Source organism: Oceanicola sp. 502str15, from assembly GCF_024105635.1.
GTDB lineage: Bacteria > Pseudomonadota > Alphaproteobacteria > Rhodobacterales > Rhodobacteraceae > Vannielia.
In genome coordinates, this window is sequence record NZ_WYDQ01000001.1 from 1,805,179 (window position 1) to 1,831,548 (window position 26,370).

At 67.1% G+C, this 26,370-nt stretch carries 31 protein-coding genes and 1 tRNA gene; 15 read left to right on the forward strand and 17 right to left on the reverse strand.

Annotated features, from left to right (window positions below; translation table 11 throughout):
• The 3 genes from GTH22_RS08685 to GTH22_RS22245 form a co-directional block, all read right to left on the reverse strand.
• On the reverse strand, nt 1–300 hold the full coding sequence (locus GTH22_RS08685) for an SH3 domain-containing protein (RefSeq protein ID WP_252944800.1): 300 nt from the start codon (nt 298–300) through the stop codon (nt 1–3).
• A 160-nt stretch (nt 301–460) separates the two neighbouring features.
• Nucleotides 461–537: transfer RNA gene (locus tag GTH22_RS08690), tRNA-His, on the reverse strand.
• Between the two features lie 44 nt (nt 538–581).
• A complete protein-coding gene (locus GTH22_RS22245) occupies nt 582–1,481 on the reverse strand; it encodes a GNAT family N-acetyltransferase (RefSeq protein ID WP_371928331.1) in 900 nt (299 codons plus the stop codon).
• Between the two features lie 126 nt (nt 1,482–1,607).
• Here GTH22_RS22245 and GTH22_RS08705 point away from each other — a divergent pair, with 126 nt between their 5' ends.
• Nucleotides 1,608–1,814, forward strand: a complete 207-nt coding sequence (locus GTH22_RS08705; protein ID WP_252944801.1) for a DUF6324 family protein — start codon at nt 1,608–1,610, stop codon at nt 1,812–1,814.
• Here the strand turns inward: GTH22_RS08705 and GTH22_RS08710 are convergent.
• Nucleotides 1,811–2,275, reverse strand: coding sequence for an MmcB family DNA repair protein (locus GTH22_RS08710; protein WP_252944802.1), 465 nt, complete (start codon nt 2,273–2,275; stop codon nt 1,811–1,813). The two genes, GTH22_RS08705 and GTH22_RS08710, sit on opposite strands and share 4 nt — an antisense overlap.
• 204 nt (nt 2,276–2,479) lie before the next feature.
• Between GTH22_RS08710 and GTH22_RS08715 the strand changes: the two genes are divergently transcribed.
• The 3 genes from GTH22_RS08715 (at nt 2,480) to GTH22_RS08725 (ending at nt 5,320) form a co-directional block, all read left to right on the forward strand.
• Entirely contained in the window at nt 2,480–2,890 is a 411-nt protein-coding gene (locus GTH22_RS08715) for a hypothetical protein (RefSeq protein WP_252944803.1), read from the forward strand.
• Between the two features lie 329 nt (nt 2,891–3,219).
• The gene (locus tag GTH22_RS08720) at nt 3,220–4,557 is read left to right on the forward strand and encodes a hypothetical protein (RefSeq protein WP_252944804.1); all 1,338 of its coding nucleotides are present in this window, start codon (nt 3,220–3,222) and stop codon (nt 4,555–4,557) included.
• Nucleotides 4,558–4,567: 10 nt separating this feature from the next.
• Nucleotides 4,568–5,320, forward strand: coding sequence for a hypothetical protein (locus GTH22_RS08725; protein WP_252944805.1), 753 nt, complete (start codon nt 4,568–4,570; stop codon nt 5,318–5,320).
• A gap of 3 nt (nt 5,321–5,323) precedes the next feature.
• Here the strand turns inward: GTH22_RS08725 and GTH22_RS08730 are convergent, their stop codons facing one another.
• The 6 genes from GTH22_RS08730 to GTH22_RS08755 form a co-directional block, all read right to left on the reverse strand.
• Nucleotides 5,324–5,653, reverse strand: coding sequence for a hypothetical protein (locus GTH22_RS08730; RefSeq protein ID WP_252944806.1), 330 nt, complete (start codon nt 5,651–5,653; stop codon nt 5,324–5,326).
• Nucleotides 5,654–5,758: 105 nt separating this feature from the next.
• Nucleotides 5,759–6,217, reverse strand: coding sequence for a transcription antitermination factor NusB (gene nusB, locus GTH22_RS08735; RefSeq protein ID WP_252944807.1), 459 nt, complete (start codon nt 6,215–6,217; stop codon nt 5,759–5,761).
• Complete coding sequence (locus GTH22_RS08740; protein WP_252944808.1) at nt 6,214–6,768, reverse strand: 6,7-dimethyl-8-ribityllumazine synthase; 555 nt, start codon at nt 6,766–6,768, stop codon at nt 6,214–6,216. Before GTH22_RS08740 ends, nusB begins: the two co-directional genes overlap by 4 nt.
• On the reverse strand, nt 6,768–7,877 hold the full coding sequence (ribB, locus tag GTH22_RS08745) for a 3,4-dihydroxy-2-butanone-4-phosphate synthase (RefSeq protein ID WP_252944809.1): 1,110 nt from the start codon (nt 7,875–7,877) through the stop codon (nt 6,768–6,770). The genes GTH22_RS08740 and ribB overlap by 1 nt, the downstream gene beginning before the upstream one ends.
• Before the next feature lie 95 nt (nt 7,878–7,972).
• Nucleotides 7,973–8,563: a hypothetical protein gene (locus tag GTH22_RS08750; protein ID WP_252944810.1), complete on the reverse strand. Its 591-nt coding sequence runs from the start codon at nt 8,561–8,563 to the stop codon at nt 7,973–7,975.
• Nucleotides 8,563–9,156: a riboflavin synthase gene (locus GTH22_RS08755; protein WP_252944811.1), complete on the reverse strand. Its 594-nt coding sequence runs from the start codon at nt 9,154–9,156 to the stop codon at nt 8,563–8,565. Before GTH22_RS08755 ends, GTH22_RS08750 begins: the two co-directional genes overlap by 1 nt.
• A gap of 114 nt (nt 9,157–9,270) precedes the next feature.
• On the opposite strand from GTH22_RS08755, the gene GTH22_RS08760 reads away from it, so the two are divergent.
• The 3 genes from GTH22_RS08760 (at nt 9,271) to GTH22_RS08770 (ending at nt 13,988) form a co-directional block, all read left to right on the forward strand.
• A complete protein-coding gene (locus tag GTH22_RS08760) occupies nt 9,271–10,563 on the forward strand; it encodes a capsule biosynthesis protein (RefSeq protein WP_252944812.1) in 1,293 nt (430 codons plus the stop codon).
• Nucleotides 10,564–10,834: 271 nt separating this feature from the next.
• On the forward strand, nt 10,835–11,920 hold the full coding sequence (locus GTH22_RS08765; protein WP_252947611.1) for a polysaccharide biosynthesis/export family protein: 1,086 nt from the start codon (nt 10,835–10,837) through the stop codon (nt 11,918–11,920).
• Nucleotides 11,921–11,930: 10 nt separating this feature from the next.
• Nucleotides 11,931–13,988 (forward strand): capsular polysaccharide biosynthesis protein, encoded by a 2,058-nt coding sequence (locus GTH22_RS08770; protein ID WP_371928332.1) that lies wholly within the window; start codon nt 11,931–11,933, stop codon nt 13,986–13,988.
• Here the strand turns inward: GTH22_RS08770 and ribD are convergent.
• The 3 genes from ribD to GTH22_RS08785 form a co-directional block, all read right to left on the reverse strand.
• Nucleotides 13,985–15,094 carry a bifunctional diaminohydroxyphosphoribosylaminopyrimidine deaminase/5-amino-6-(5-phosphoribosylamino)uracil reductase RibD gene (ribD, locus tag GTH22_RS08775; protein ID WP_371928333.1) on the reverse strand — a complete coding sequence of 370 codons (1,110 nt, stop codon included), beginning with the start codon at nt 15,092–15,094 and terminating at the stop codon, nt 13,985–13,987. The genes GTH22_RS08770 and ribD overlap by 4 nt on opposite strands.
• Entirely contained in the window at nt 15,091–15,567 is a 477-nt protein-coding gene (gene nrdR, locus GTH22_RS08780) for a transcriptional regulator NrdR (RefSeq protein WP_252944814.1), read from the reverse strand. The genes ribD and nrdR overlap by 4 nt, the downstream gene beginning before the upstream one ends.
• A gap of 207 nt (nt 15,568–15,774) precedes the next feature.
• The gene (locus GTH22_RS08785) at nt 15,775–16,197 is read right to left on the reverse strand and encodes a secondary thiamine-phosphate synthase enzyme YjbQ (protein ID WP_252944815.1); all 423 of its coding nucleotides are present in this window, start codon (nt 16,195–16,197) and stop codon (nt 15,775–15,777) included.
• A gap of 97 nt (nt 16,198–16,294) precedes the next feature.
• Between GTH22_RS08785 and GTH22_RS08790 the strand changes: the two genes are divergently transcribed.
• A complete protein-coding gene (locus GTH22_RS08790; protein WP_252944816.1) occupies nt 16,295–16,957 on the forward strand; it encodes an intradiol ring-cleavage dioxygenase in 663 nt (220 codons plus the stop codon).
• Nucleotides 16,958–16,979: 22 nt separating this feature from the next.
• Here the strand turns inward: GTH22_RS08790 and GTH22_RS08795 are convergent, their stop codons facing one another.
• The 3 genes from GTH22_RS08795 to GTH22_RS08805 form a co-directional block, all read right to left on the reverse strand.
• Nucleotides 16,980–17,291, reverse strand: a complete 312-nt coding sequence (locus GTH22_RS08795) for a hypothetical protein (RefSeq protein ID WP_252944817.1) — start codon at nt 17,289–17,291, stop codon at nt 16,980–16,982.
• Nucleotides 17,292–17,351: 60 nt separating this feature from the next.
• Nucleotides 17,352–17,744 (reverse strand): hypothetical protein, encoded by a 393-nt coding sequence (locus GTH22_RS08800; RefSeq protein ID WP_252944818.1) that lies wholly within the window; start codon nt 17,742–17,744, stop codon nt 17,352–17,354.
• Nucleotides 17,745–17,805: 61 nt separating this feature from the next.
• Nucleotides 17,806–18,297, reverse strand: coding sequence for a hypothetical protein (locus GTH22_RS08805; protein WP_252944819.1), 492 nt, complete (start codon nt 18,295–18,297; stop codon nt 17,806–17,808).
• A 141-nt stretch (nt 18,298–18,438) separates the two neighbouring features.
• Here GTH22_RS08805 and GTH22_RS08810 point away from each other — a divergent pair, with 141 nt between their 5' ends.
• The 6 genes from GTH22_RS08810 (at nt 18,439) to GTH22_RS08835 (ending at nt 24,389) form a co-directional block, all read left to right on the forward strand.
• Complete coding sequence (locus GTH22_RS08810) at nt 18,439–20,229, forward strand: SLC13 family permease (protein WP_252944820.1); 1,791 nt, start codon at nt 18,439–18,441, stop codon at nt 20,227–20,229.
• A gap of 276 nt (nt 20,230–20,505) precedes the next feature.
• Complete coding sequence (locus tag GTH22_RS08815) at nt 20,506–21,735, forward strand: MFS transporter (protein ID WP_252944821.1); 1,230 nt, start codon at nt 20,506–20,508, stop codon at nt 21,733–21,735.
• A gap of 76 nt (nt 21,736–21,811) precedes the next feature.
• A complete protein-coding gene (msrA, locus tag GTH22_RS08820) occupies nt 21,812–22,465 on the forward strand; it encodes a peptide-methionine (S)-S-oxide reductase MsrA (protein ID WP_252944822.1) in 654 nt (217 codons plus the stop codon).
• A complete protein-coding gene (locus tag GTH22_RS08825; RefSeq protein ID WP_252944823.1) occupies nt 22,462–23,037 on the forward strand; it encodes a sugar O-acetyltransferase in 576 nt (191 codons plus the stop codon). The genes msrA and GTH22_RS08825 overlap by 4 nt, the downstream gene beginning before the upstream one ends.
• 53 nt (nt 23,038–23,090) lie before the next feature.
• Complete coding sequence (locus tag GTH22_RS08830) at nt 23,091–23,960, forward strand: 50S ribosomal protein L11 methyltransferase (RefSeq protein ID WP_252944824.1); 870 nt, start codon at nt 23,091–23,093, stop codon at nt 23,958–23,960.
• Nucleotides 23,961–24,047: 87 nt separating this feature from the next.
• On the forward strand, nt 24,048–24,389 hold the full coding sequence (locus GTH22_RS08835; protein WP_252944825.1) for a hypothetical protein: 342 nt from the start codon (nt 24,048–24,050) through the stop codon (nt 24,387–24,389).
• A gap of 61 nt (nt 24,390–24,450) precedes the next feature.
• Here the strand turns inward: GTH22_RS08835 and GTH22_RS08840 are convergent, their stop codons facing one another.
• Nucleotides 24,451–25,311: a helix-turn-helix domain-containing protein gene (locus tag GTH22_RS08840; protein WP_252944826.1), complete on the reverse strand. Its 861-nt coding sequence runs from the start codon at nt 25,309–25,311 to the stop codon at nt 24,451–24,453.
• A 126-nt stretch (nt 25,312–25,437) separates the two neighbouring features.
• On the opposite strand from GTH22_RS08840, the gene GTH22_RS08845 reads away from it, so the two are divergent.
• On the forward strand, nt 25,438–26,346 hold the full coding sequence (locus GTH22_RS08845) for a fatty acid desaturase (RefSeq protein WP_252944827.1): 909 nt from the start codon (nt 25,438–25,440) through the stop codon (nt 26,344–26,346).
• The last annotated feature ends 24 nt before the right edge of the window (nt 26,347–26,370 follow it).

The following is a 26,370-nucleotide window of genomic DNA, read 5'->3' on the forward strand; positions in this document are numbered from 1 at the left end:
TCAGAGCTTGGTAAGATAGGTTTGCGATACGTAGCCGGTCATGCCCGGCGAGTCGTCAAGCGCCACTTCGCACCAGCGCGTGCCCCCGATCCGCGAACACTCCCTGACCCGCACCACCGTGCCATTGGGCAGGCCCGCCTGAATGGTGTAGCCCGTGCCCGGCCCGGCCCGGAGCTTCAGCATATCGCCCTCTTCGACCCCGGAAACCTCGTATCGCGGCGCCCCGACCGTCACCGGCCCGGCCGCAACACATGCCGTTAGCGTGCCCGCCGCCATGGCGCAGACGATGAATCTGAACATGTTTTTCTCCTGCTTCTGCCTCGCCTGCCAGCTTAGGGCGGTGGCGCACAAAGAGCCAGTTGTCCGGCGCTAAGGCTTGGGTGAAATAGGCGACCAGCAGCCAGCCGCACTTGCCGGCACGCCCCGTGCCAACAACAATTCTTCAGGCTTTTGGTGAAGATGGTACCGCCTACCCGGTTCGAACGGGTGACCTCTTGATCCACAATCAAGCGCTCTAACCTACTGAGCTAAGGCGGCACTGTGGGGCCGTTTAGCGCCCGTCCCCCATGATTGCAAGAGCCTCAGAGGCCGATCCGGTAATCGACCACCACGGTGTCCTGACCAAATTCATGCTCGGCACGGCTGCCCAGTTTTTCGAAGCCCGCCCGCTCGTAGAGACGGCAGGCGGCGCGGTGGCTTTCATGGGTCCAGAGCACCAGCTCGCGGTAGCCCTTCTCGCGGGCAAATCCGAGGCAGGCCTCCAGCATCATGCGCCCCAACCCAAGGCCACGTGCCTCCGGTTCAAGGAAAAACAGGCGAAGCTGCGCTGTTTTGTCCCCGCGAGAAACGCAGAAGACCGAGCCAAGCCGCCGCCCGCCGCCCCAGGCGATCCAGCCGCGCTCCCGGGCCGGATCATGGTTGCGGATGAACTCGGCCATGATCTCGGCCACCAGTGCCTCGAAACTGGCGTCATAGCCCTCGTCACGGGCATAGAGCAGGCCGTGGCGTTCCACGATCCAGCCCGAATCACCCGGCGCAAGATCTCTCAGCTCCGCCGTCCGGGGCGGGTTGAAGGCCTGTTTCACCCGGGCCAGACCGTCGCCCAGCAGCGCGCGCGCATCAGGTGACATCTCGCCCAGAAAGACCCCCACCGCCTTGCGCGAGGCCGCATCATGGCTCGCCGCCTGTTTCCGGCCCTCGGCAGTGAGCGCGAGGCGCCTGCGCCGGGCATCCTCCGGGTCCGGCTTGCGCTCGATCCAGCCCTTCCTCTCGAACCCGGCCAGCAGGCGCGACAGGTAGCCCTCGTCCAGCCCGAGTCGCTCGGCGATGGCCCGCGCGGTGCCGAGCCCGCCATTGGCGAGCTCCCAGAGCACACGCACCTCGGTCATGCCCAAGCCGGAATCGAGGTAGCTCTGCCCCAGCAACCCGAGCCGCTGGGTGTAGAATCGTGAAAAGTCGCGCAGCGCCTCGATATCGTCCATGCGGGGCCTCCTGTGCCAAGGCTCCGTCACTCACTTGCCCCCGTCAAGCATTATCCACCCTTGCCACAGAAGGGCTGGCGGGCTAGCTCACGGCCCACCGCAGACCCCTGCATCCGGAGGCCGACCATGGGCATCAACAGCGAAAGCGAAACCGCCGCAAACCTTCAGATCGGCCCGACCGATCAGGGCATGGTGCGGCTCTATATCCAAGGCGATGGCGTGGACCTGCCGATGGACTTCGACCCCGAAGAGGCGCTCGAAATCGCAGAAGAGCTGAAGAGCGCGGCCCAGCGGGCGGCAGCCACCATCGCAGGCGGGCGCAAGAAGCGCTAAAGCAGGCCCGACGGGCGTGGATCGCGCAGCGCCTGCAGGCGCAACGCGGCATGGCGGGCGAATTTTCCCACCATCGCCTTGCGCCGCGCCGCCGCCAGCTTGCTTTCGGGCCCCATGCGGATGACCTCTGCATCATAGGGGTCGGCAATGATCAGGCCGGTTTCGGCCGGGAGCAGCTCTGTCGGGAAAGCCTCGTCGACAGCCCAGAAAAACCGGTCGCACCATTCCAGGTAGCCCTGCCACTTGTGATCGGCCATGTAGTCTGCTCGGCTCGACTTGCACTCAATCACCCAGATCTCGCCCTTCGGCCCCAGCGCCATCACATCCACCCGCAGCCCCGGGGTGGGCACCAGCTCTTCTACCGTGACGAATCCGAATGACCGCATGTGCCGGCACACGCCTCGGGCGAGCAACTGGCCGGGCTGCAACTGTGGAGTGGGTGATTCTTGCGGGGCATCCATGCCTGAAACATGAACAAAACGAAAACACCTATCAACCCCGCGGGTGAGCCGCGGAAATTAAAACAAAAATTTGCCTAGGTCTTGCCGCAAATGCCACCCGTTCCGGCGATGATGACGGTGGATGGACGGGCATTGTTCATGTGCGGGAAACGCGCGCGCCGAAGGCGGGATGACACCCCCCTGCCCCTGCCCTAGTTTTGTCACATGGGTCGCATTTCGATCATAACCATGTTCATCGCCCTCGCCGCCGCTATCGCGATTCCGGCGCGCGCTGCCGATGAGGGTCTTGCCGACAAGTTCTGGCGATGGGTCTTTGCCGAGGAAGCACCGGCGGAGGTCGAGCAGACCGCGTCGGGCCGCCCCAAGGTCTGGACGCTCCACCCCTCGGATCGCAAGCGCCACCCCGAGGAGCGCTTCCGCGGCTCGCAGTGGAAGGGGCACCGCTACTTCCCGTTCCAGAAGGACTACGTGGTTTACGGCGGCGGTCCCTCGCGTGGGCTTTCCATCGGCACCACCACGCCAAATGGCGCGATCATCCGGCAGGGGCGGCCTTCACTGTCTCGCGGGATCAAGCGCTCGTCGGTCAAGAGCAAGGTGCGCCGCGCCTTCCGCTGAGAGCGGGCGCCCGCCTCATTTGACACGCCCCCTTGTCAGCGCCCTGTCACAAGCCTATCTCCGGCACTGGCGGATCTGCTCTTCTCGTGTCGAGGCACAATTCCAGTGGCCTTAAGCAATTCCATGGGAGTTGGCTCTGTCCGGGCCCTGGTCCGGTTACCCGACGCCCACCTGTATATACAGGTCCCCGGGAATTCGATCGCCTTGCCGGTCGCTGCGGTCCCCGCCACCCGCCTCTCTGCTCGAGGTCATAACGCCCAAGTGAAGGCCCCCCGCTTTCCAGCGGGCGGCGCATCCCTATACTCAGCGGGTCTGAGGTGGAGGGTGCAATGAGCCGGAAGATGAGCCAGAGCGAGGCGCGCGGCCTCGAACATGCGAAGGAGCTTGAAGGCCATCTCGGGGTGCTCGACAGCTTCACTCCCACCGCGCTCGGCGTGCTGGCCACCGCTTCGGGCATTTACACATACCTCGGCGTCTCCTCCCTGCTCGACAACAACGGCGCGATGACCTTCTTCGCCGCCGTGGCCTATTCCATCGCGGTTTCGGTCGGGATCTTCGTGTTCTGGTCATTCCTGATGCGGCTCCTGCCCGCCGTCCGCACCGCCTCGGCGCGGATCGGGCTGCTGCTTTCCATGGCGCTCGGCTCCCTGGCGATCGTCGCGATGTCGTCTTGGCTGAACGCGGCGGCGCTGGCAGGCGCGGCGGCGGTGGAGCAGCACCTTGCCAAGACAGTGCAGGACTATCAGGGGGCGCTGGAGCGCAGCTACCAGATCGCCACTGCCGGTCAGGGGCTGGAGCGCGACGTGGCCCGGGTGCGCCAGAGCTTCACCGATCTGTCCGAGCAGGAGGCCACGGGCAATCTGTCGGGCCTTGCCGGGCGCGGCGCGGTGTTTCGGGTCCTGAACCAGAAGGCCGACGAACTGGCCGCGCTGGAGGCCCAGATCGCCAGCCAGACGCCGCTGGTTGAAGAACGGTTTGCCCAAGGCAACGTGATCCTCTCGCGGATGCGGGCGCTCACGGTCGAGACCGGGCCTGTCGAGTCCCGCTCGGTGGAGTTCTCGGAAGAGGCGGTGCGGCTGGCCGGGATCATCACCGAGTTGCGCCAGCTTTCGGTGGCCCCGCTGGTGGTGCGGGCGGCGCAGGATCTGAGCCAGTCCGTGGTTCTGCCCCAACTTGATGGCCGGACGGAAGAAGACAGGATCGGCCAGGCCTCGACCCTCGAGTCCGTGCTCGGGGTGCTGGGCCAGCGCGCCGACACCCTGCGCGTGGCGGCCGAAGGGGTGATGTCGATGACCCCGCCCGCCGAAACGGCCTACACCCCGATTTCCGCCGCCGATGCGGTGATCCTCTATGCCGAGAACTTCGTGCCGAGCTGGGCCGGGGCGATTGCGATCGACCTGCTGCCCGCGGTTCTGGTGCTGATCCTGATGGTGGTGCAGGCCGCCATCCGGTCCGGGCGGGAGCCGGTGGCGATCGAGGACCGCATGACCATGGCCGAGCTGCGCGCCGCACTGGCCGCGGCCCGCGACGTTGAAGATGCGATGGACCCGCGTGAGGCGAAACAGGCAGCCCCCCCTGCCGAGATGCCCGATGAGGACCGCCCCGAGAACGTGGAGCCGCTGGAAAAACCGAGCCCGGTCGAAGGCGCCGGGCCGCGTTCGGTCTGAGGTGGGAGCCATGGCACTGACTGCAAAAACCGGGCTTAAGGCCATTTTCGGGCTCCAGATCGGCATCGCCGCCGTCCTGCTGGCGCAGGATTTTTCGCTCGTCGCCCCCGAGATCCGCTGGCCCACCTCTGCGCCGGCGGTCACCAACCCGGTTGCGCCGGGCGATCAGACACGCCGGTTCGACCCCGACGAGGTGCGTCGTCCGCCGATGCCCGGCATCCCGATGGAAGGCGCGGCGAACATGCCCAAGCGCCTCTATTTCGAAGATCGGCCTGAGGGCGGCACCCGCATCGTCGGCGCCATTTCCGATGGCGATGGCGACCGCTTTGCAGAGTGGCTCGAGCGCCAGCCAGAAGTTCCCGAAACGCTCTGGCTCCACTCGCCCGGCGGTTCGGTGGGCGACGCGCTTCAGATCGGTCGGCTGATCCGGGAAAAGGCAATCAACACCGAGATGGACCCCGGCGCCTTCTGCCTGTCGGCCTGCCCCTACATGCTGATGGCGGGCACCGAGCGGCGGGTGAGTGCGGAGGCCAAGGTTGGGGTGCATCAAAGCTACTACGGCCAAAGCACCGTGCTGCCCGCCTTTCTGGCCGTCGAAGATATTCAGCACAGTCAGGCCGAGGTGATCCGCTACCTGGGCGAAATGGGCATCGGGCTGGGCCTTATGGCACATGCCCTGTCGACCCCGCCGGATGAAATCTACATCCTGGTGCCCGAAGAGCTGACCGAGTTTGCCGTGGCGACAGAGATCGTCGGCGAGTAGGCCTCAGAAGTCGCCGAACCCGCGTTTGCGCTGATGGTGGGCGGGGTCTGGCTCTCTCGACACGAGAAGCGGCTGCATCAGCGCGGTCATGCCCCCAATGCCCGGGTCCTTCGGCACTGCCATCGACATGACGGCAATGCCGAACTGCACCCCCGAAAACACGATACCGTTGAACATGAAGAGCATGAACACGGCCAGCGCCCCGTCGGGGCTGTGGGTCATGAGGTGCCAAAGGTTGGCGACGTCAAACCACAAGAGCCCGGCCACGAAGAGCGCGGCGAGGGCAAATCCGATCAGGACATTGCGGAGATAGAGCGATACGAGCTTGGGCATTGAAAGGCCTCCGGCGCGGCATGCGTCTCACAAGAGATAAGGCGCCGTCGCCTAACAACCAGTTAACCCCGTTGGATTTGTTTGCCGCAGCAGCGCGTAGCCCGCTCAGAACGCCTCTGGCCGGGCCTCACGCGCCATGTGATCGAGCACGGCGTTCACGAACTTCGGCTCGCGCCCTTCCGGGAAGAACGCCTTGGCGATGTCGACAAACTCGACGATCACGACTTTGGGCGGCGTCTTGGCCTCCACCAGCTCGGCCCCGGCCGCGCGGAAGAGCGCCCGCAGCGTGGGGTCAATCCGGTTGATCGGCCATTTGGCCACCAGCGCCCGGTCGGTCATCTGGTCGATCTTCGCCTGGTGGTTCACCGCATCGCCGACGAGCTTGCGAAACAGCGACGAATCTCCCTCGGCCATTTCCTCGCCCTCGAAATACTCGGTGCCGAAGCGATGATCTTCGAATTCGGTTTCAACCGCCTCTGCCGTCTGGCCTGAGGCTTCCATCTGGAACAGCGCCTGCACGGCGTAGAGACGTGCGGCGGATTTCTTGGTGCGTTTGTCGCTCATGCGGTCTTGGGCCCTTTGCCGTTGCCGGCCATCAGGATTTCGTTCTCTATCGGGGAGCGGAAGCCGACCCCGCGTGCGGGCTTGCCGAAACGCCGGGTCAGCGCGATCAGATGCAGGGCCGCCGCGGCCGCGCCGCCGCCCTTGTTCTGCCCGTCCACTTCGGCACGGACCTCGGCCTGTTTGCGGTTTTCCACCGTCAGGATGCCATTGCCGATGCAGGCCCCTTCCAGCCCCAGCAGGGTCAGGGCGCGGGAGCTGTCGTTGCAGACGGTCTCGTAATGGGTGGTTTCGCCCCGGATGACGCAGCCCAGCGCCACGAAGCCATCGAAGTTGCTCTGACGATGGGCGATGCGGATGGCGGTGGGCACCTCGAGTGCGCCGGGCACTTCAACGGTCTCGTGAAAGGCCCCGGCAGCCTCAAGCTCGGCCTGCGCCCCGGCCAGCATCGCATCGGCGATGTCCTTGTAATAGGGCGCAACGACGATCAGCACCTTGGGCGCCACGTCGAACTCCGGGCGCGGCAGGATGTAGTGGTTCTCGCTCCCGGCCATCAGCCCGCCTCCTCGATCCGGCGGGTGCCGACGATCTCGAGGCCGTAGGCGTCGAGGCCGACGATCTTGGGGGTGGGCGAATTGGTGAGCAGCTCCAGCTTGTGCAGCCCGAGCGACGACAGGATCTGCGCACCAAGGCCGTACTGACGGAGCGTCTGCGGCGAGGCTTCTTCGGCGGCGGCAATCTTCATGGTCAGATCGCGCAGCAGCACCACCACGCCCCGGCCCTCGGCGGCCACGGCTTCCATCGCCGCGCCAAACTCATGGGCCCGGCCCGCCCCGGCCACGCCGACCACGTCGAGCATCGGGTCGAGCGCGTGCATCCGGGTCAGCACCGGGGCATCGCCCGAAATATCGCCCTTCACCAGCACGATATGCTCGGCGCCCTGCACCTGATCGGAGTAGATTTTCATCTGCCACTCGCCGCCAAAAGCGGAGGTCACGGTTTCTTCCTTCTTCACCGACACGAGGTTGTCGTGGCGGCGGCGGTAGGCGATGAGGTCGGAAATCGTGCCGATCTTGATGTTGTGGCGCTGTGCAAAGGCCACCAGATCGGGCAGGCGCGACATGGTGCCGTCTTCGTTCATGATCTCGCAGATCACGCCCGAGGGGTTCAGCCCGGCAAGGCGGCTCACATCCACAGCGGCCTCGGTATGCCCGGCCCGCACCAGCACCCCGCCCTCGCGGGCGCGCAGCGGAAAGACATGCCCCGGCGTCGCGATGTCCTGAGCCGATTTGCCGGCGTCGATCGCCACGGCCACGGTGCGGGCGCGATCGCCAGCAGAAATGCCGGTGGTCACACCCTCGCGGGCCTCGATGCTGACGGTAAAGGCGGTTTCATGGCGCGAAGAGTTCTGGGTCGACATCAGCGGCAGCCCCAGCGCGTCGATCCGCTCGCCGGTCAGGCACAGGCAGATCAGCCCGCGCCCGTGCGTCGCCATGAAGTTGATCGCATCGGGCGTGGCCATCTGCGCGGGGATCACCAGATCGCCCTCGTTCTCGCGGTCCTCATGGTCGACGAGGATAAACATGCGCCCGTTGCGCGCATCCTCGATGATCTCATCCACGGAAGAGATCGCATCATGGTAGTTGGTCGAAAGATCGTTCATCGGGGCCACCCGCTCTGGTTTGCGGCTTCATCTAGCTTGGATGGTCCGGGTTGGAAAGGGCGGAAGGCCGGGGCGAGACGCGAGGTCGCGGGGGGTCAGGGGCCGAAGTATTGCTCGGCAGCGACATGGCCCGCGAGCGCGGCGGTAGGTGCCCAATCGGCCTCCAGCGCGGTATCGCCCACAAGCACGACGGCGCCGGGCAGGTATCCTGCGGCATTCAGCAGGTCACGGATCCGGGCGCGGGTCTGGCCCCATGTGTCGCTGAGGCGTGGAGCTTGCGTGGCTGGAGCAAGGCGAATGTCATGCGCCGCCTCGATGCGCGCGGCCAGCTTCACTGGGTCTTGCGGGGCATGGGCCAGCAGCCCGGTGCCGCAGCCCGACAACCCGCGCAGCTTGGCGGCGCGCGCCTCGGGCAGGCCCTGCCCTTCACGCACCAGCCGCAGGGCGTTGTTCGAAAACAGGATCGCCACGATATCGCGCCCGGCCGAATGGCGCACCCGGGCATAGGTCTTGAAATCGAGGCCCAGTTCGCCTGCCCGCTTCAGCCGGCGCTGGATCACCGGAAGCGGCAGGCTCGGCAGCAGCTCGGCCCGGGCCTGCTTCCATGCGTATCTGCGCCATGCGCCGCCGGGCTCCAGCGTGGGGCCCCCGTTGTGACCCGGGCCGTGCACCGGCACGCCCGCCATCACCCGGCCTCCTGAAGCCGCGCCACGTAGCGGGCCATGGTGTCGACCTCGAGGTTCACCGCATCGCCCTTGGCCACCTCGCCCCATGTGGTCACTTCGCGGGTGTGCGGGATGAGGTTGATGCCAAACTCCGCCCCTTCCACCTCGTTGACCGTCAGCGAGGTGCCATTGAGCGCAACCGAGCCCTTGGGCGCGATGAAGCGGGCCAACGCCTCTGGGGCCCTGAAAGTCAGGCGCAGGCTGTCGCCCTCATCCTTCATCCCCACCACCTCGGCCACACCGTCCACATGGCCCGAAACGATATGCCCGCCCAGCTCGTCGCCCACCTTCAGCGCGCGCTCGAGGTTGAGCCGCTTGCCCACGGGCCAGCCATTGGCGGGGATGGAGGTTTTCGAGACCGTCTCGGCCGACACATCGACCTCGAACCAGCTCTCGCCCAGCGCCACCACCGTAAGGCAGACGCCATCGCAGGCGATGCTCGCACCAATATCTATGCCGCCGGTGTCATAGGCGGTGCCGATGCGCGCCCGCATGTCGCCGCGCATCTCCACTTTCTCCACCCGCCCGATGTCGGTGACGATGCCGGTAAACATGCCTCAATCCCTTGCCGTTATTGCCTCAGGAGCCGCGCCCCTGTTCATGGAGCCTTAATTCTGCCGCAGGAATGGGTTAGGCCACAAGCAAGACCTGAGGAGACCGCGCCGAAGATGAGCGCCCTAGCCGCCGATAACCGACGCTTCCTGTTCCTGCAGGGGCCGCACGGGCCGTTCTTTCATCGGCTCGGCAAGATGCTGCGAGCTGCGGGATGCGAGGTTTGGCGCGTCGGGTTCAACAAGGGCGACGAGGCCTTCTGGTTTCATACCCGCAGTTTCATCCCCTATCGCGGCACGCCCGAGGAATGGCCGGCCCGCTTTGCCGAGCTCTGCGCCGAGAAGGCGATTACCGACATTGCGCTTTATGGCGACACCCGGAGCATCCATGCCGAAGCGGTACGCATCGCCAAGGAACGCGGGATCACGGTGCATGTGTTCGAAGAGGGCTATCTGCGGCCCTATTGGGTGAGCTACGAGCGCGGCGGCTCCAACGGGCATTCGCGGCTGGTGGAGTTTTCCATCGAGGACATGCGGGCCGCGCTGGCGATGTCAGACATCGACCTGCCCGATGCGCCGGCCAAGTGGGGCGACATGCGCCACCACATCTTCTACGGCTTCCTCTACCACTACTTCGTCCTGCTCTGGAACCGGCCCTACCGCAACTTCCGCCCGCACCGGTCGCTGACGGTGGCGCAGGAGTTCGGGCTTTACCTCAAGCGCTTGCTCCTCATGCCGGTGTTCTGGGCCGACCGGGTGCAGGCGACCTTCCGCATCAAGCATGGTGGCTTTCCCTATCACCTCGCGATCCTGCAACTGGAGCATGACGCCAGCTTCCAGAAGCACTCGCCCTTCACCACGATGACCGAGTTTCTGGCCCTCACCATGGAGGGCTTTGCCGAAGGGGCGCCGCGCCACCACCACCTTGTTTTCAAGGCGCACCCGCTGGAAGACGGTCGGGTGCCCATGCGCCGCGAGATACGTCGCCTGGCGCGCGAGCATGGCGTGGCGGACCGGGTGCACTACGTGCGTGGCGGCAAGCTGGCGCAACTGCTCAACCATGCCCGCAGCGCGGTGACGGTCAACTCCACGGCCGCCCAGCAGGTGCTGTGGCGCGGGCTGCCGCTGAAGGTCTTCGGCGATGCGGTCTATGCCAAGCCAGAGTTCGTCTCGACCCAGCCCCTCGCCGAGTTCTTCGCCACCCCCACACGCCCCGATAGCAAGGCCTACCGCGACTATCGCAGCTTTCTTCTGGAGACCTCGCAGATCGCCGGCGGCTTCTACTCGGCCCGTGGGCGCAGGCAACTCCTGCGGCAGGTGGTCGACATGATGCTGGCCCCCGAAGACCCCTATGATGCACTCGCCCAGGGCAAGGCCGGGCCGCGCCTGCAGCTGAGACTCGTCACCTGACGCAGCCCTTGGGGCCCTCGGGGCGCACTTCCACTACATCTGCCAACCAACCGGGATTCCTTGAAGAATCCCGGTTGCCCCACGGCCTGTAAAAACGCGGCACAAGGGCAACACACTTGCCCACATCGGCAAAGCCCCGCCGCCAGCGCGCTTCCTTTTTGCACGCCCCCTCCGTAGGTTGGCGTCAAAACTTGAGGCAAAATTCCGTAAAGGAGCCCGAGCAGTGAAGCTGAAAACCTCTCCGCTGACGCGAGTCGCGGCCGCATTGGCCATGGTCGCCCTGATATCCTCTTGCGGGCTCCCCCGCAGTGGCCCCAACAAGCGCGAAATCTATGCAGGATCCGTCCTGAAAGACGGCGATGCCTTCATCGTGGCCGTCAACAGCCGGGTGACCGCCGCAACCTCCGTGACCCCGGTGCTGGGCTTTTCCAAGGCCTTCCTCAACGCGGGCCGCATCGGCTCCGACACGATCCGCCCGGGCGACACGCTGGGGCTGACGATCTGGGAGAACGTCGATGACGGCCTCCTCGCCAGCCAGGGCCAGAGCGCCACGGTGCTGGAAGAGGTACAGGTCGATAGCGCCGGCTTCATCTTCGTGCCCTACGCGGGCCGGATCAAGGCGGCGGGCAACACGCCCGAACGCATCCGCCAGCTGATCACCGAGAAGCTCGATACCCAAACCCCCGACCCGCAAGTGCTGGTGCGCCGCCTCGCCGGTGACGGTGCGACGGTTTCGGTCGTTGGTGGTGTTGCCGCTCAGGGCGTCTACCCGATCGAGCGCCCGACGCGCACGCTTTCGGCCATGCTGGCCGCTGCCGGGGGCATCGCCATCGAGCAGGAAGTGGCCCAGATCACGGTGATCCGCGGCAAGCACAAATGCACGATCTGGTGGGACGATCTCTTCTCCAATCCCAAGTTCGACATCGCCCTGCGTGACGGCGACCGGATCCTTGTGGAGGAAGACACCCGCGCCTTCACCGCGCTGGGAGCGACCGGCACCCAGAACCGGGTTCCCTTCACCACCCAGACGCTTTCGGCCATCGAGGCGATTGCCCAGGTCGGCGGCCTCAGCTCCAACCTCGCAGACCCGACCGGCGTGTTCGTGTTCCGCAACGAGCCTGAGGAAATCGCCAAGCAGGTTCTGGGCCGGACCGACATCACCGGCACCCAGCGCATGGCCTATGTGCTCGATCTCACCGAGCCCAACGGGATGTTCGAGGCGCGGGACTTCGTGATCCGCGATGGCGACACCGTCTACGTGACAGAGGCGCCCTACGTGCAATGGCAAAAGACCCTCTCGGCCCTCACCGGCGCCGCGGGTACGGCCAACACGCTGGCCTCCGCCGCCGGCAACTGACGGGGCCACCGTGGCCCCCGCGCCAGATGAAAAACAAGCCGCCGGAGCCTCAGCGCCCCGGCGGCTTTTCGTTTATTCCGGCGGGTTCGTCTTTCAGAAACGGGTGCGCCGCATCCTCGAACTGGCAGGCTGGGACGTGCGGCTTGGCGTGGCCGGCGCGGAGGACTGCATCGGCGTGTGGGGCCATTCGCCCTACGCGACCCGGGGCGAGGCCATGTCGGCCAGGACCGGGGCGGCGCTGGTGCGGGTGGAAGACACGCTCTTGCGCTCCATCCACCCTGGCCGTGCAGGGGGCGAGCCACCTGTCGGGCTATTGATTGATCGACATGGCGTGCATTTTGATAGCCGCATCCCTTCCGACCTCGAAACCCTGCTCGCTACCCACCCGCTCGACGACGGCGCGATGATGTCCCGCGCGCGGGCGGCGATGGTGCGGCTGCAGCGGGAACACCTGAGCAAATACAACGCCTTCGATCCGGATATCGAAGTGCCCGAGCCGGGCTATGTGCTGGTCATAGACCAGACCCGGGGAGATGCCTCCATCCGCTACGGAAACGCCTCCGAAGCGACGTTTCGCGAGATGCTGGCCTTTGCACAAATCGAACATCCCGGCGCGCGCATCCTCATCAAGACCCACCCCGAAACCATGCAGGGTGCGCGGGAAGGCCACTTCGGGCCGGAGCATGAGGATGAACGCACCAGGCTCTTCACGGAGGCGGTGTCACCCTGGGCGCTGCTGGAGGGGGCCATTGCGGTTTACACCGTGAGTTCCGGCATGGGTTTCGAGGCCGTCATCGCGGGGCACAGGCCGCGGGTGTTCGGTCAGCCGTTCTACGGCGGCTGGGGGCTGACCGAGGATGAAGCCCCCTGCCCTCGCCGCGAGCGCCGCCTGACGCGCGCGCAGCTCTTTGCCGCTGCGATGATCCTCTATCCCACATGGTATGACCCGTGGCGCGACCGGCTGGCCACGCTGGAGGAAGTGATGGACGGGCTTTCGGCCCGCGCCCGTGTCTGGCGTGAAGACCGGATGGGCGGGGTCGCCTACGGGATGCGGCTTTGGAAGCGCCGACCGCTGCAACGCTTCTTCGGCAGCGAGAAACCCCTGACGTTCAACGACAATCCGGCGCAGGCGAGCGAACGTGCCAAGGCGCTCTCCGCCCCCGTCCTGGCATGGGCCGGCAAGGTGGACGAGGCGCTGGAGGCCGAAACGGCCCGCGCCCATGTGCCCTTGCTGCGGATCGAAGACGGGTTTCTGCGCTCCAAGGGGTTGGGGGCCGAACTGGTGCCGCCCTTGAGCCTCGTGCGGGACGATCTGGGGATCTACTACGATCCGGGCGCACCGTCGCGGCTGGAACGCCTGATTGCGCAGGCGGCGCAGAAGTCGGAGCATCCGCGTGCGGCGGCGCTCATTTCCCGGCTCAAGGCCAAGGGGGTGAGCAAGTACAACCTCGGCAGCGCCGATCTGCCCGACCTGCCCTCGGGGCGGCGCATTCTGGTGCCGGGACAGGTTGAGGATGATGCGTCGATCAGGCTGGGCACCGGAGAAATTTCGAGCAATCGCAGCCTTCTACAGGCTGTTCGTGAAGCGAATCCGGAGGCGGTAATCCTGTACAAACCGCATCCCGATGTGGAGGCGGGCCTGCGGGTGGGAGCGGTCGAGACCCCGGGCGAGTTTGCCGATATGGTGCTGGGCGGGACCGACCCTGCGGCGCTGATTGCGCGGGTGGATGCGGTGTGGACCATGACCTCAGGCCTCGGGTTCGAGGCGCTGATCCGGGAGGTGCCCGTGACCACGTTGGGCGCGCCGTTCTATGCCGGCTGGGGGCTGACGGACGACCGGGGCGCCCTGCCCGAGCGGCGCGAGGCCCGGCCGACGCTGGAGGCGCTGGTTCAAGCGGTTCTTATTGATTATCCACGATATTTTGACCCGTTGACGGGCACGGCCTGCCCCGTGGAAGTGGTGCTGGACAGGCTGGAAACCGGCAACCTGCCAAGCCCGGGGTTGGGCAATCGGTTGCTGGCCAAGGCGCAGGGGATCTTTGCCGGATACGCGCATCTCTGGCGTTAGACAGGCGGCCTCGCGCCCCAAGTTGCCATCAGTTCCGGCCCGATTTTCAACGTTTCTTCAAGCACATAACGCGGTGCCTCGGAAAGCGCGGACAGGCCGAGCGGGCCGATGGCGGGCTGACCCTCGGCCCCCAGCACGACGCCGGCGACAAAGCCGACGAGCCGGTCGGCAAGACCGGCGCCGATGAGCGAGGCGGCGAGCATGCCGCCGCCCTCGCAGAGCACCCGCGTCAGGCCCCGCGTACCGAGCAGCTGCAGCATTGCGGCCGGATCGGGGTGACGATCGACACCCAGCGGCACCTCCAGCAGCGCCGCACCGGCCTTGAGCCACGCGCTCCGGCGTTCTTCGGGCGCGTCGGGGCCATGACAGAGCCAGAGCGGCACATCGCGCGCGGTCCGGGCGAGCTGGCTCTCCAGCGGCAGCTCCAGCCGGCGTGACACCACGACCCGCACCGGGCTTTGACGGCCACCATAGCCGCGAAGAGTTAACGCCGGATCATCAGCGCGCGCCGTGCCGGCGCCGACGAGCACCGCGTCATGGCTGGCGCGCAGCCCCTGCACCGCATGGCGCGCGGCGGGGCCGGTGATCCACTTGCTTTCGCCCGATGCGGTGGCGATGCGGCCATCGAAGGAGCTGGCGAGCTTGAGGGTGAGCAGGGGCCTGCCGCGCTGGACGCGGCTCAGAAAGCCCGCGTGGGCACGCTGGGCGGCCTCTGCCAGAATGTTGGTATCGCAGGAAATTCCGGCCGCGCGCAGCCTTGCGTGGCCTTCGCCGGCGGTGCGGGGATCCGGGTCTTGCAGGGCCGTCACCACCCGGGCGACACCGGCGGCCACGAGGGCTTCGGCGCAGGGTGGGGTCTTGCCGTGATGGGCGCAGGGCTCAAGCGTGACGTAGGCGGTGGCACCGCGGGCGGCCTCGCCGGCCTGCGCGAGCGCCATGGCTTCGGCGTGAGGGCGGCCGCCGGGTTGCGTCCAGCCGCGGCCCACAACCCTTTGATCCTTCACGAGGATACAGCCGACTGCCGGATTGGGCCAAACCTGGCCGAGCCCACGCGCCCCGAGGCTCAGGGCGCGTGACATCCACTTGACATCAGCCTCGCGGGTCACTCCTCGGCGTCACCGGGCATGACCGGCGGGCGCAGTTCGGAGACGAAGCGATCGAAATCATCTGCGGCCTGGAAGTTCTTGTAAACACTGGCAAACCGCACGTAGGCGACAGTGTCGATCCGGGCCAGGCTTTCCATGACGATCTCGCCGATGACCTTGCTGTCGATATCGGTCTCGCCCATGCTTTCGAGCCGGCGCACTATACCGGAGATCATCTGATCCACGCGCTCGGGGTCGATCGGGCGTTTCTGCAAGGCGATCCGGATCGAACGCTCGAGCTTGTCACGGTCAAAGTCTTCGCGGCGTCCGCTGGACTTTATGACAACAAGATCACGCAGTTGCACCCTTTCATAGGTGGTGAAGCGACCACCGCAAGCGGGGCAGAACCGACGCCGCCGGATGGCGACATGGTCTTCCGCCGGCCGGCTGTCCTTGACCTGCGTATCTACATTTCCACAAAACGGGCAGCGCATTCCTGTCCCCTTCTTCTCTGCCTCTGGGGTTATGCTCCCCATTTGTCCACAGGCACTATAGGGGAGCCCCTAGGGTTTGGGTAGCATTAAACTGCTGCCCCCACATGCTGCCGAGCGAACGCAGCATGGAACCGTGTTAACTGAGTCACAACCCGTGCACATCCCGTACACACCCGGTATGCGCCGCGGTGCAGCATCGCGGCCGCGTTAATCATGAATGAAATGTGCCGCCACCTCGCGGCGGTGTGGCGCGCTGCGGTGCTCGAAGAGGTAGAGCCCCTGCCACGTGCCCAGTCGCATCCGCCCGCCGGCCACCGGAATTTGCAGCGACACCGGCAGCAGCGCCGCCTTGATGTGGGCGGGCATGTCATCGGGGCCTTCGTAGGTGTGGGTGAGGTAGCGCATCGAGGGGTCGGTGGTGGGCGGCACGAGGCGGTGGAAGAATTCCGCCAGATCCACCCGCACGTCGGGGTCGGCGTTTTCCTGGATCAGCAGCGAGCAGGAGGTGTGGCGCACCAGCAGCGTCAGCAGCCCGTCGCCCGCGCCGCTCGCGGCGAGCCAGCGGGCCACATCGGCGGTGAACATGGTGAGGCCGGGGCCGGTGGTGGCGATGGTGAAGGTGGTCTGCATGGGCGGGAAGATGCGCGGCACGGCGGCGCGGCGCAAGCGGGCGGCGGAAATCGGGGCGCGCCGCGTTATATACAGGACCAAGCCAGAAGGAGACACCATGACCGCCCTCAGCCGCCGCCGCCTGCTCACCACCCTCGCCGCCCTGCCGCTTTCGGCACTGGCGGCCCGAAGCGCGCTGGCACAGGAGGGCGGGCTGATTACAGGGAACGTCTGCCTGATCCAGCGCGAAACCACCGAGGGGCCCTATTACATCGACCCCGGCCTGATCCGCGCCGATGTGACGGAGGGCCTCCCCGGCCTGCCGCTGGCGCTGGCCCTGCAGGTGGTGAACGCCGACTGCCGCCCGATCGAGGGCGCGCGGGTGGATATCTGGCATTGCGACGCAGTCGGGCGCTACTCGGGCTACGCGCGCGAAAACACCAATGGCGAGACCTTTCTGCGGGGCACCCAGATCACCGGCGCGGGCGGTGTGGCGCGGTTTTCCACGATCTACCCGGGCTGGTATCGCGGTCGGGCGGTGCATGTGCATTACAAGGTGTGGCTGAACAGCCGCGAGGTGCTGACCTCGCAACTGTTCTTTCCCGAGGCGGTTTCGGACCAGGTGTACGAGAAGGTCGGCGCCTATGGCGGGCGCGGCGCGCGGGATCGGCGCAACGAGAACGACCGGATCGCCCAAGGCGCGGGAAAAGGCGCAGTGGCCGCGCTGGCCAATGCCGAGCGCGGCCTTCAGGCGAGCCTTGTTGCGGGGATTGCGGCCTGAGTTTCGGGACGTGCGGCGCGGCTCAGGAGCCGGGGCGCGGGCGCGGGTCGGCCACGCAGACGGCGACCGGAAGCGGCGGCGCATCAGGGGCGTCGTAGGCCACCTGGCGCGGCTCGGCCTCGCCGATCGCGACATCGCCAACCGTGACGGGGGCGCCGGTGACCATGGCGAGCGTCGCCTGGCAACGCGCCAGATCCTTGGGCGCGACGTGAATTTCAACCACCTCGTCCGTCGGCATGCCGGGATCATCGGGATAGTCGATGAAGGGGCTGGCCGCGAGGGGGCTTGCGAGCGCGCTGCTCAGGAGCAGCAGGAGGGGAGCTATCTGTTTCATGTTGCAGGCTAAACGCCGCCCGTCCGGCGAGAGTTCCCTGCAAATGAAAACGCGCAGGCGCTACTCGTCGGGAATGTCGCGGCAGAGCGTGCGGGCATGGGCGACAGAAACCGCCTCGCCCTGACGCGATGCCTTCAGGAAAAGCCCGTGGTCGGGTTCGGCATTTGGATCGAGGCGAAAGCCCACTGTTTCGCCCCCCGGGCCACCGACCCTGCCGCTGCGCGGAGAGGAGATGACGACGGAGTCGGAGCCCGAGGCGCCGAGGCGCTCGGCGGCGTAGCTTGCCGCCGCGCAGAACAGGGCCGCGCTGCCCGCCGCGCCGATGGGCTGCACCACGATGGCCTGCGGGCCGCCCTCGACGAGAAAGCCGTTGGGCGCGAGCCAGCCCGCCGCAAGCGCGGGGCCGGCAAGGAGCGGTGCGATGAGGGAGGCGGTGAGTGCGGCGCGGCGCATGGGCTGTCCTTTCGATGCTTCGCCACAGGATACCTTGCCAGCGGGGCGACGCACAGGGGGATCACGGTGATTTGCAGGTCTGCCATAAAAAGTCGCGCCAGCATTGCCCGATGGCCGCCTTGGCCTGATACAGCCCCTCGAAGTTGGCCGAGATCGTGCCCGGGTCGCAGGTGAGCTCGGCCAGGGTTTCGTCGCCGCGGGTGACGGTGACGCCGGCAGAGGGCGGATCGCCCTCGGGGGCGCGGTCCACCCGGTGCCAGATGCTGTATTGTAAGTCGGCGTTGGCGAAGTTCACCTCTTCCCAGATCGAGCTGCCGACCCCGGCCCAGGGGATGAAATCGAGCTGCGCGAGCGGCACCGAGATCACCAGCTCGGGCGCACCGCCCTCGGGGCCGAACTGGTAGCCCGCATCCCCCGGCCCCCAGCAGCCGCGCAGCTCCTTTGCCCCGCCCTTCACCGTGCACATCAGGAAGCTCTCGGCGCGGGTGATGCAATCGGCCCCGGCCGGGCCGGCGAGCAGGGCAAGGGCGGCAAATGGGGCAAGGCGCTGCATCGGCAGAACTTTCTCACGGGGGTTTAGGCCAGTGCAGCAAGCCTTGCCCGCCCCCGCCCCGAGGTCAACCATCACTCGCCGCTTGCCTCGCCCGACCTGCCCGCTAGTATCGCACTTCGACATGGGCAACACGGCACCCACATGGACCTGACACTTTTTGCCCCGCCCTGGGATGCCATTTTCGCGCTGGCCGTCGTGGGCGCGATGTTTGTCCTGTTCATCCGCGAGGCCTACCCGCCCGAAGTGGTCGCCATCCTCGGCGTTTCGGTGCTGATGTTCTCCGGCGTGCTGCCCTACACCGATGCCCGCGCCGTTCTGGCCAACCCCGCGCCATGGACCATCGCGGCGATGTTCCTCGTGATGGGGGCGCTGGTGCGGACCGGGGCGCTCGACTGGTTCACCCAGGTGGCCGACCGCAACGCCGCCACCCGCCCGGCGCTGGCGGTCGGGGCGATGGTGGCCTTCGTGGTCATCGCCTCGGCCTTCGTGTCGAACACGCCGGTGGTGGTGGTGATGATCCCGGTCTTCGTGCAGTTGGCCCGAACGATGAACATCTCTGCCTCCAAGCTGTTGATTCCGCTGAGTTATGCGGCAATCCTCGGGGGCACGCTCACCCTCATCGGCACCTCCACCAACCTGCTGGTCGATGGTGTGGCCCGTGCCAACGGGCTCGACCCTTTCGGGATCTTCGAGGTCACGCCGCTGGCAGTGATCCTCGTGGTCTGGGGCATGATCTACCTGCGCTTCATCGCGCCACGCATCCTGCCCGACCGGCCGTCGATGGCCAACCTGCTCTCGGGCGGCGACACGGCGCGGCGCAAGTTCTTCACCGAGGTCGCCTTGCCCGAAGAGAGCCCGCTGATCGGGCAGAAACCGGGCGAGGTCGATGCCTTCAAGCGCGAGGGCGTGCGGCTGGTCGACGTGCTGCGCGGCGATGCCTCGCTGCGGCGGAACATGGGAGAGGTGGTGCTGGAGGCGGGCGACCGGGTGGTGCTGCGCTCGCAGATGACGGAGCTGCTGGCGTTGCAGGAGAGCAAGGAGGTGCGCATGGTCGACAAGCTCTCCTCGGTCGAAACCACCACCGTCGAGGTGCTGATCACGCCGGGTGCGCGCATGGTGGGCCGCTCGCTGGGCACGCTGCGCCTGCGGCGGCGCTACGGTGTCTATCCGCTGGCGGTGCACCGGCGAAACCAGAACATCGGCCGCCAGCTCGACGACCTCGTCGTGCGGGTGGGCGACACGCTGCTGCTGGAGGGGGCGCCCGAAGACATCCAGCGCCTCGCGGCCGACATGGACCTTGTCGATGTGGCTGCCCCCGCGGGCCGCGCCTTCCGCCGCGCCAAGGCCCCGGTGGCGGTGATCGCGCTGCTCGGCATCGTCGGGCTGGCCGCCTTCGGGGTGGCGCCGATCCTGGCGCTGTCGATCTTCGCGGTGGCGCTGGTCTTCGGCACCCGCTGCATCGACGCCGACGAGGCGTTCTCCTTCGTCGACGGGCGGCTGCTGGCGTTGATCTTCTCGATGCTCGCGGTGGGCGCGGCGCTGGAGGCTTCGGGCGCCGTGACCTTGATCGTCAGCGCCATCGCCCCGGCGCTCGAAGGGCTGCCGCCCTTCTTCATCGTCTGGGCGATCTACCTGCTGACCTCGGTGCTCACCGAGCTGGTCTCCAACAACGCGGTGGCCGTGGTAGTCACGCCAATCGCCATCGGGCTGGCCACGGCGCTCGGCTACGATCCGCGCCCGCTGGTGATCGCGGTGATGGTCGCCGCCTCCGCCAGCTTCGCCACGCCGATCGGCTACCAGACCAACATGCTGGTCTACGGCCCCGGCGGCTACCGCTTCACCGACTTCATGCGCGTCGGCATCCCGCTCAACCTCACCGTCGGCCTGCTGGCCTCGGCGCTGATCCCGCTGATCTGGCCCCTGGTGCCTTGACCTCAAGTTAGCTTTAGCTCCTACGAAGGGTGCCATACCGTCCCGAATCGGAGGCTCCCATGCCCGCCCAGCACCCCTTCACCCCGCCCCAGCCGCTCTCCAGCCAGTTCGACAGCATCGCCCTGCCCCGCCCGCCTTGGGCGCGCCAGACCGGCAGATAACCCCTTCTGCCCATTTTCTTGCTGCAAATATCTCCGGGGGGTGCGGGGGGCTGGCCCCCCGTTCCTGCCCTCTCGGCACTTCCCACGGCCCGAAAGCGGGCGTAATGGATGACTTATGCATACGATTCCCCTCCGTGAGGCCCATCGCCTGCCCCGCTGGCGCCAGCCCATCACCCTCCTCTTCCTGATGGCGGTCGCCATGCCGCTGGCCTTTGCCACCTGGTCGGCGCTGCTGAACAACTTCGTCATCGAAGTGGCCGATTTCGACGGGCGCGACATCGGGCTGCTGCATACGGTGCGCGAAATTCCGGGGTTTCTGGCCATCGGGGTCATCGCCCTGCTGATCTTCATCCGCGAACAGGTGCTCGGGCTGATCTCGCTGGTCCTGCTCGGCGTGGCGACGGCGATCACCGCGCAGTTCCCCTCGCTCGGCGGCATCCTGACCATCACCATGCTTTCCTCGCTGGGGTTCCACTACTACGAGACGGTGAACCAGTCGTTGCAGCTCCAATTCCTCAAGATCGAGCGCGCCCCGCAGATGCTCGGATGGCTGCTGGCGGTCGGTTCGGCGGCGACGCTGGTGGCCTACGGGCTGATCGTGCTGACATGGGAGACCTTCGATCTCTCCTACTCTTTCGTCTACTGGATCTCGGGCGGGCTCTGCACCGCCATCGCCCTGTTCTGCCTCGTCGCCTATCCGCGCTTCGAGGGCGAGCACCGGCAGAACACGCGCATGGTGCTGCGCCGCCGCTACTGGCTCTACTACACGCTGCAGTTCTTCGCCGGCGCCCGGCGGCAGATCTTCGTGGTCTTCGCGGGCTTCATGATGGTCGAGCGCTTCGGCTTCGAGGTGCATGAGGTGACGGCGCTGTTCCTGCTCAACCTCGTGGCCAACATGATCTTTGCCCCCCTGATGGGCCGGCTCGTGGGCACATGGGGCGAGCGCAATGCGCTGATCTTCGAATACACCGGGCTGGTGATCGTCTTTACCCTCTATGGCGGCATCTACTGGTTCGGCTGGGGCGTGGTGCTGGCGGCGACGCTCTATGTCATCGACCATCTTTTCTTCGCGCTCGCGCTTGCACTGAAGACATACTTCCAGAAAATCGCCGATCCGGCCGACATCGCGCCCACGGCGGCGGTGGCCTTCACCATCAACCACATCGCCGCGGTCTTCCTTCCGGCCTTGCTGGGTTACCTCTGGGTGGTCTCTCCGGGGGCTGTCTTCGCGCTCGCCTCGGCCATCGCCTGCGGCTCGCTGGTGCTGGCCACGATGATCCCGCGCCACCCGGCCCCGGGCAACGAGACGCGGTTTTCCGCCGTTCTGCCGGCGCCGGCGGAGTAACAATTGCGGCAAATGACGTGATTCACGGGAACCGTTCGCTATATACTCGGTCAAAGCATCTCTGAGGGAGACGAGCATGTTCGGATTCGGTCGAGACAAGACACAGATGGTGGGTGAGCCCGAGGCACTTCCGGGCCGGATCGCAGCGATCCCGACCGCCAAGACCCATTTCATCACCGGCGCGCCCCTGACGGACAAGGTGCCCGAAGGTCAGGAAGCGGCGATGTTCGGCATGGGCTGCTTCTGGGGCGTGGAGCGCCTGTTCTGGCAGATCCCCGGCGTCGAGCTGACCATGGTGGGCTATGCGGGCGGCTACACCCCCAATGCCACCTATGACGAGGTCTGCACCGGCATGACCGGGCACAACGAGGTGGTGCGGCTGCACTTCGACCCCACGCGCCTGAGCTACGACGCCTTGCTTGCCGCCTTCTGGGAGGGTCACAACCCGACGCAGGGGATGCGGCAGGGCAACGACAGGGGCACGCAGTATCGCTCGGGCATCTACGTGTTCAGCGATGCGCAGATGGCCGCCGCCAAGGCCTCGAAGGAGGCCTACCAGGAGGCGCTCGGCGCCCGCGGGCTGGGCCAGATCACCACCGAGATCCTGATGGCCCCCGACTTCTACTTTGCCGAGGAATACCACCAGCAGTACCTCGCCAAGAACCCGGCAGGCTATTGTGGCCTCGGCGGCACCGGCGTCAGCTGTCCGGTGGGCCTCGGCGCCAGATGAACGCCCTTCCGGGCGTCGAGGACGGCGTCTGGTATTCCTGCATGACCGAGGACCTCGATGCGCTGCGCCATGCGGCGCGTCTGGCCTGCCATGAGCACGCAACCATGGACCCGGGCGCGAGAGGCGCCTGCGGGCCGGGGCTGCGCGCCCTGCTGGGCGGCATTGGCGATGGCTGCTTTCTGGAGGCCCCGTTTCACGCCGCCTATGGCGTGAACCTGCATCTCGCCGATGGCGTCTACATCAATGCCTTTTGCACCGTGCTCGACACTGCCCGCGTCGAGATCGGCGTGCGCTCGATGCTCGGGCCGGGGGTGCACATTTACTGCGCCGATCATCACCACGACATCTCGGGCCGCCGGAAGGGGCTGGAGCGGGCCCTGCCAGTGCGCATCGGGGCGGAGGTCTGGATTGGCGGCAAGGCCACCATTCTGCCCGGGGTGACGGTGGGCGACGGCGCGATCGTGGCGGCGGGCGCGGTGGTGACACGGGATGTGCCGCCCGGCGCCAAGGTGGCAGGCGTGCCCGCCCGCGCCCTGCCGCCCGCCCATGCACAGGGGGATGCGCGGGCTTGACCGCCCGGCGCAATCCTCCTACCCGGCTTCCCGACCCATCAGGAGCCGCGCCCATGCCCACCTTCACCGCCCTCACCACCCTTCAAGGCAAAGACGCCGCCGAGGCCCTTGGCGAAGCACTGGAGCGGCTCACCCCCGAGCCCACCGGGGTTGGCGTGTTCGAGGTGGAAGATGACAGCGGGCTCTGGGAAGTGGGTGGCTACTTCGTGGAGACCCCCGACGAGGCCGGGCTGGCGCTTCTGGCCGCCGCCTTCGAGGCACGGCCCTTCACCGTGTCGGAGCTGCCGGAGACCGATTGGGTTGCCCATGTGCGCCGCGAGCTGGCCCCGGTGGAGGCCGGGCGCTTCTATGTCTACGGCAGCCATGATGCCGAGACCGTGCCCGCCGGTGCCGAGCCGCTGCTGATCGAGGCCGCCATGGCCTTCGGCACCGGCCACCACGGCACCACCCTGGGCTGCCTGCGTGCCTTCGACCGGCTGCTGGAGGAGGGCCTTGCCCCCTGCCCCGTAGCCGACGTGGGCTGCGGCACCGCCGTGCTGGCGATGGCTGCGGCGCGGGTCTGGGAGGTGGAGATCATCGCCTCCGATATCGACCCTGTCGCCGTCGAGGTGGCCGAGGCCAACCTTGCCGCCAACGGGCTGACCGGCCGGGTGCGCTGCATTGAGGCCACCGGCATGGACCACCCCACCCTTGCCGCCGCCGCCCCTTTCGGCCTGATTTTCGCCAATATTCTCAAAGGCCCGCTGATCGGCCTCGCGCCCGATATTTCCGGGGCGCTGGCCCCGGGCGGCCATGCGATTCTCTCCGGCCTGCTCAACGATCAAGCCCCTGATGTGACGGCCGCCTACACCGAAAACGGCCTGACTGTCGCCAGCACCGAAACGATCGGCGACTGGACGACCCTTTGTCTGCGCAAACCCTGAGGTCTCGCCCAAATTCCGCCCAAATCATGGCGCATCTTCTGCCTCGAGCGGGGGCTTACGCAGACTAGATTTGTGACGGAGAGCACCTTGGCCGACCCTATCATGCAAAACTTCGCCGGACGTATCCGCCGGATCGAAAAGACCCACCGCAAGGGCGGCGGGTTCGAGGCCACAGGCACCCTGGGCCAGAGCTATTACACCCGCGCCAAGCGCACCCGCCGTCCGGTTCTGCGACCGGCGCTGACGGTGCTGGCCGTGTTCCTCTGCTTCAAGGCCATGACGCTGGCCCATCTCGGCACGGCCGACTACACCGCGCGGCTCGAAGGCCTGCGGGTGGGCAACACGGTGCAGAAGGTGGGCGCGCATCTGATGGCGATCGACCCGATCACCCAGGCCGCCGCCGCCGGGATCAAGCCGCTCCTGCGCTAAGGCCTCCTGCTCAGTTTCCGGAAAGCGGACGCGCCCTGAACAAGGCGCGTCCGTTTTGCGTTCAGCCGAGGCCGCGCAGCAGCTCCGCCACGTGCTCGGGCCATTCGCGCGCATCAACCCGGGCCGCCCGCACAAGCCCGTCGAAATGACTGGTGATTGCCTGCACCCGCTCCTTGTCGCGGAAGGCGAGGTGCGATGAGCCCATGTAGAGCACGGCCAGCAGCGGGCCGAACACGGTGACGGGGGCCGAGAACATGCGGCGCTGGTCGAAAAGAAAGATCCGCAGTTGCGGGTAGAACTGCCGGTGCAGCTCGCCCATCCAGCCCAGCTGCTCGCGCCGCAGCGCCTCGGGCAGCCCGGCGTAGTAGCCGGTGCCGCCGGCAAAGGCGGCGAGTTCATCGAGCGGGAGGGCGATTTCGTAATCGCTGCCCGAGCCGCGCATCCAGTCGAGCCGGTCCTGCGCCGCGCCGATGGCCTGGGCCGTGGTCTTGCCGAGGTGGGGGGCATATTCCCAGTGCAGCATCTCGGGGGTTTTCAGCATATCGGGCAGGGTCGCCGGCACGTGGCGGATCTTGTAGCCCGCCGCTTCCTGGTGCCAGGCAAAGATCTGGTCGTCGATCAGCGCGCGCTCGGCCTGGGTGATCGACATGGCCGCCTGCGCAAGCTGCGCCGCGCGCTCGGGCCGGTCCGTGAGGCCGAGGAGCCAGTCGGCGCTTACCCCAAGCGCCCCGGCCAGATCGCCCAGAAGCTGCGCCCCCGGCAGCCGCGCCGCCTCCGAGCGCAGGAGTTGTGACAGGGTCGAGCGGCTGACCCCGACGGCGCGCGCCACGGCGGCCTGGCTCAGCCCGGCCTCGGTGATGGCGCGGGCGGTGCGGGCGCGGAACAGCCCGGCACGGGCGCGCTTGTCGAGTCTTTCGATCATATGTTCACTTTTATCAACATTGCTGAAGAATGTTAACAAGAGATGACCTTACCCCGGGCCACCCCGCCCCCTACCACTTGCCGGACAGGGCCACCGGCCCGCCCCCACCCCCGGCAGGAGAACAGTTTGCGCGAGCCCCGCAGCCCCGAATGGCCCACCCTCGCCCTGCTCGTGCTCTGCTACGCCGGCTTTGCCCTCGCCACCGCGGGGCTTGCCGCCCTGTCGCTGCCGCTGGCCATGGGGCTGACCACCCTCGCGCTGGTGCTCCACTCCTCCCTCAGCCACGAGATGATCCACGGCCACCCGTTCCGCTCGCGCCGGGCCAATGCCGCGCTGGTCTTTCCCGCGCTCGGCCTCTTCATCCCCTACCTGCGGTTCCGCGACACCCACCTCGCCCACCATCAGGACAGCCTGCTGACGGATCCCTACGACGACCCCGAGAGCAACTACCTCGATGCCGGGGACTGGGCCCGCCTGCCGCGCTGGCGCCGCGCCCTGCTGCGGATCAACAACACCCTGGCCGGGCGCATCGTGCTGGGGCCGCTGATCGGGCAGATCGCCTTCATGCGGGCCGACTGGCGGGCGATCCGGGCGGGCGATCGGCGGGTGGCCCTCGGCTGGGCCCTGCACCTCGCCGGGCTGGTTCCGGTGGCGCTCTGGCTTGCCGCCACGCCGATGCCCCTGCCCGCCTATCTCGCCTGCGCCTATGCCGCCCTGTCGATCCTCAAGATCCGGACCTTCCTCGAGCATCAGGCCCATGCGCGCGCCCGGGGCCGCACCGTGGTGATCGAGGATCGCGGGCCGCTCGCCTTCCTGTTTCTCAACAACAACCTGCATGTGGTCCACCACATGCATCCGCGCACGCCGTGGTATCGCCTGCCCCGGCTCTACTTTGCCAACCCGGCCCGCTACCTGACGCGCAACGAGGGCTACCGCTACCGCTCCTACGCCGAGGTCTTCCGGCGCCACTTCCTCACCGCGAAAGACCCGGTGGCCCACCCGCTCTGGCAACGGCAGGGGCCGCCCGCGCCCTGAGGCCGCGCGGGTTTCGCAAGCCTG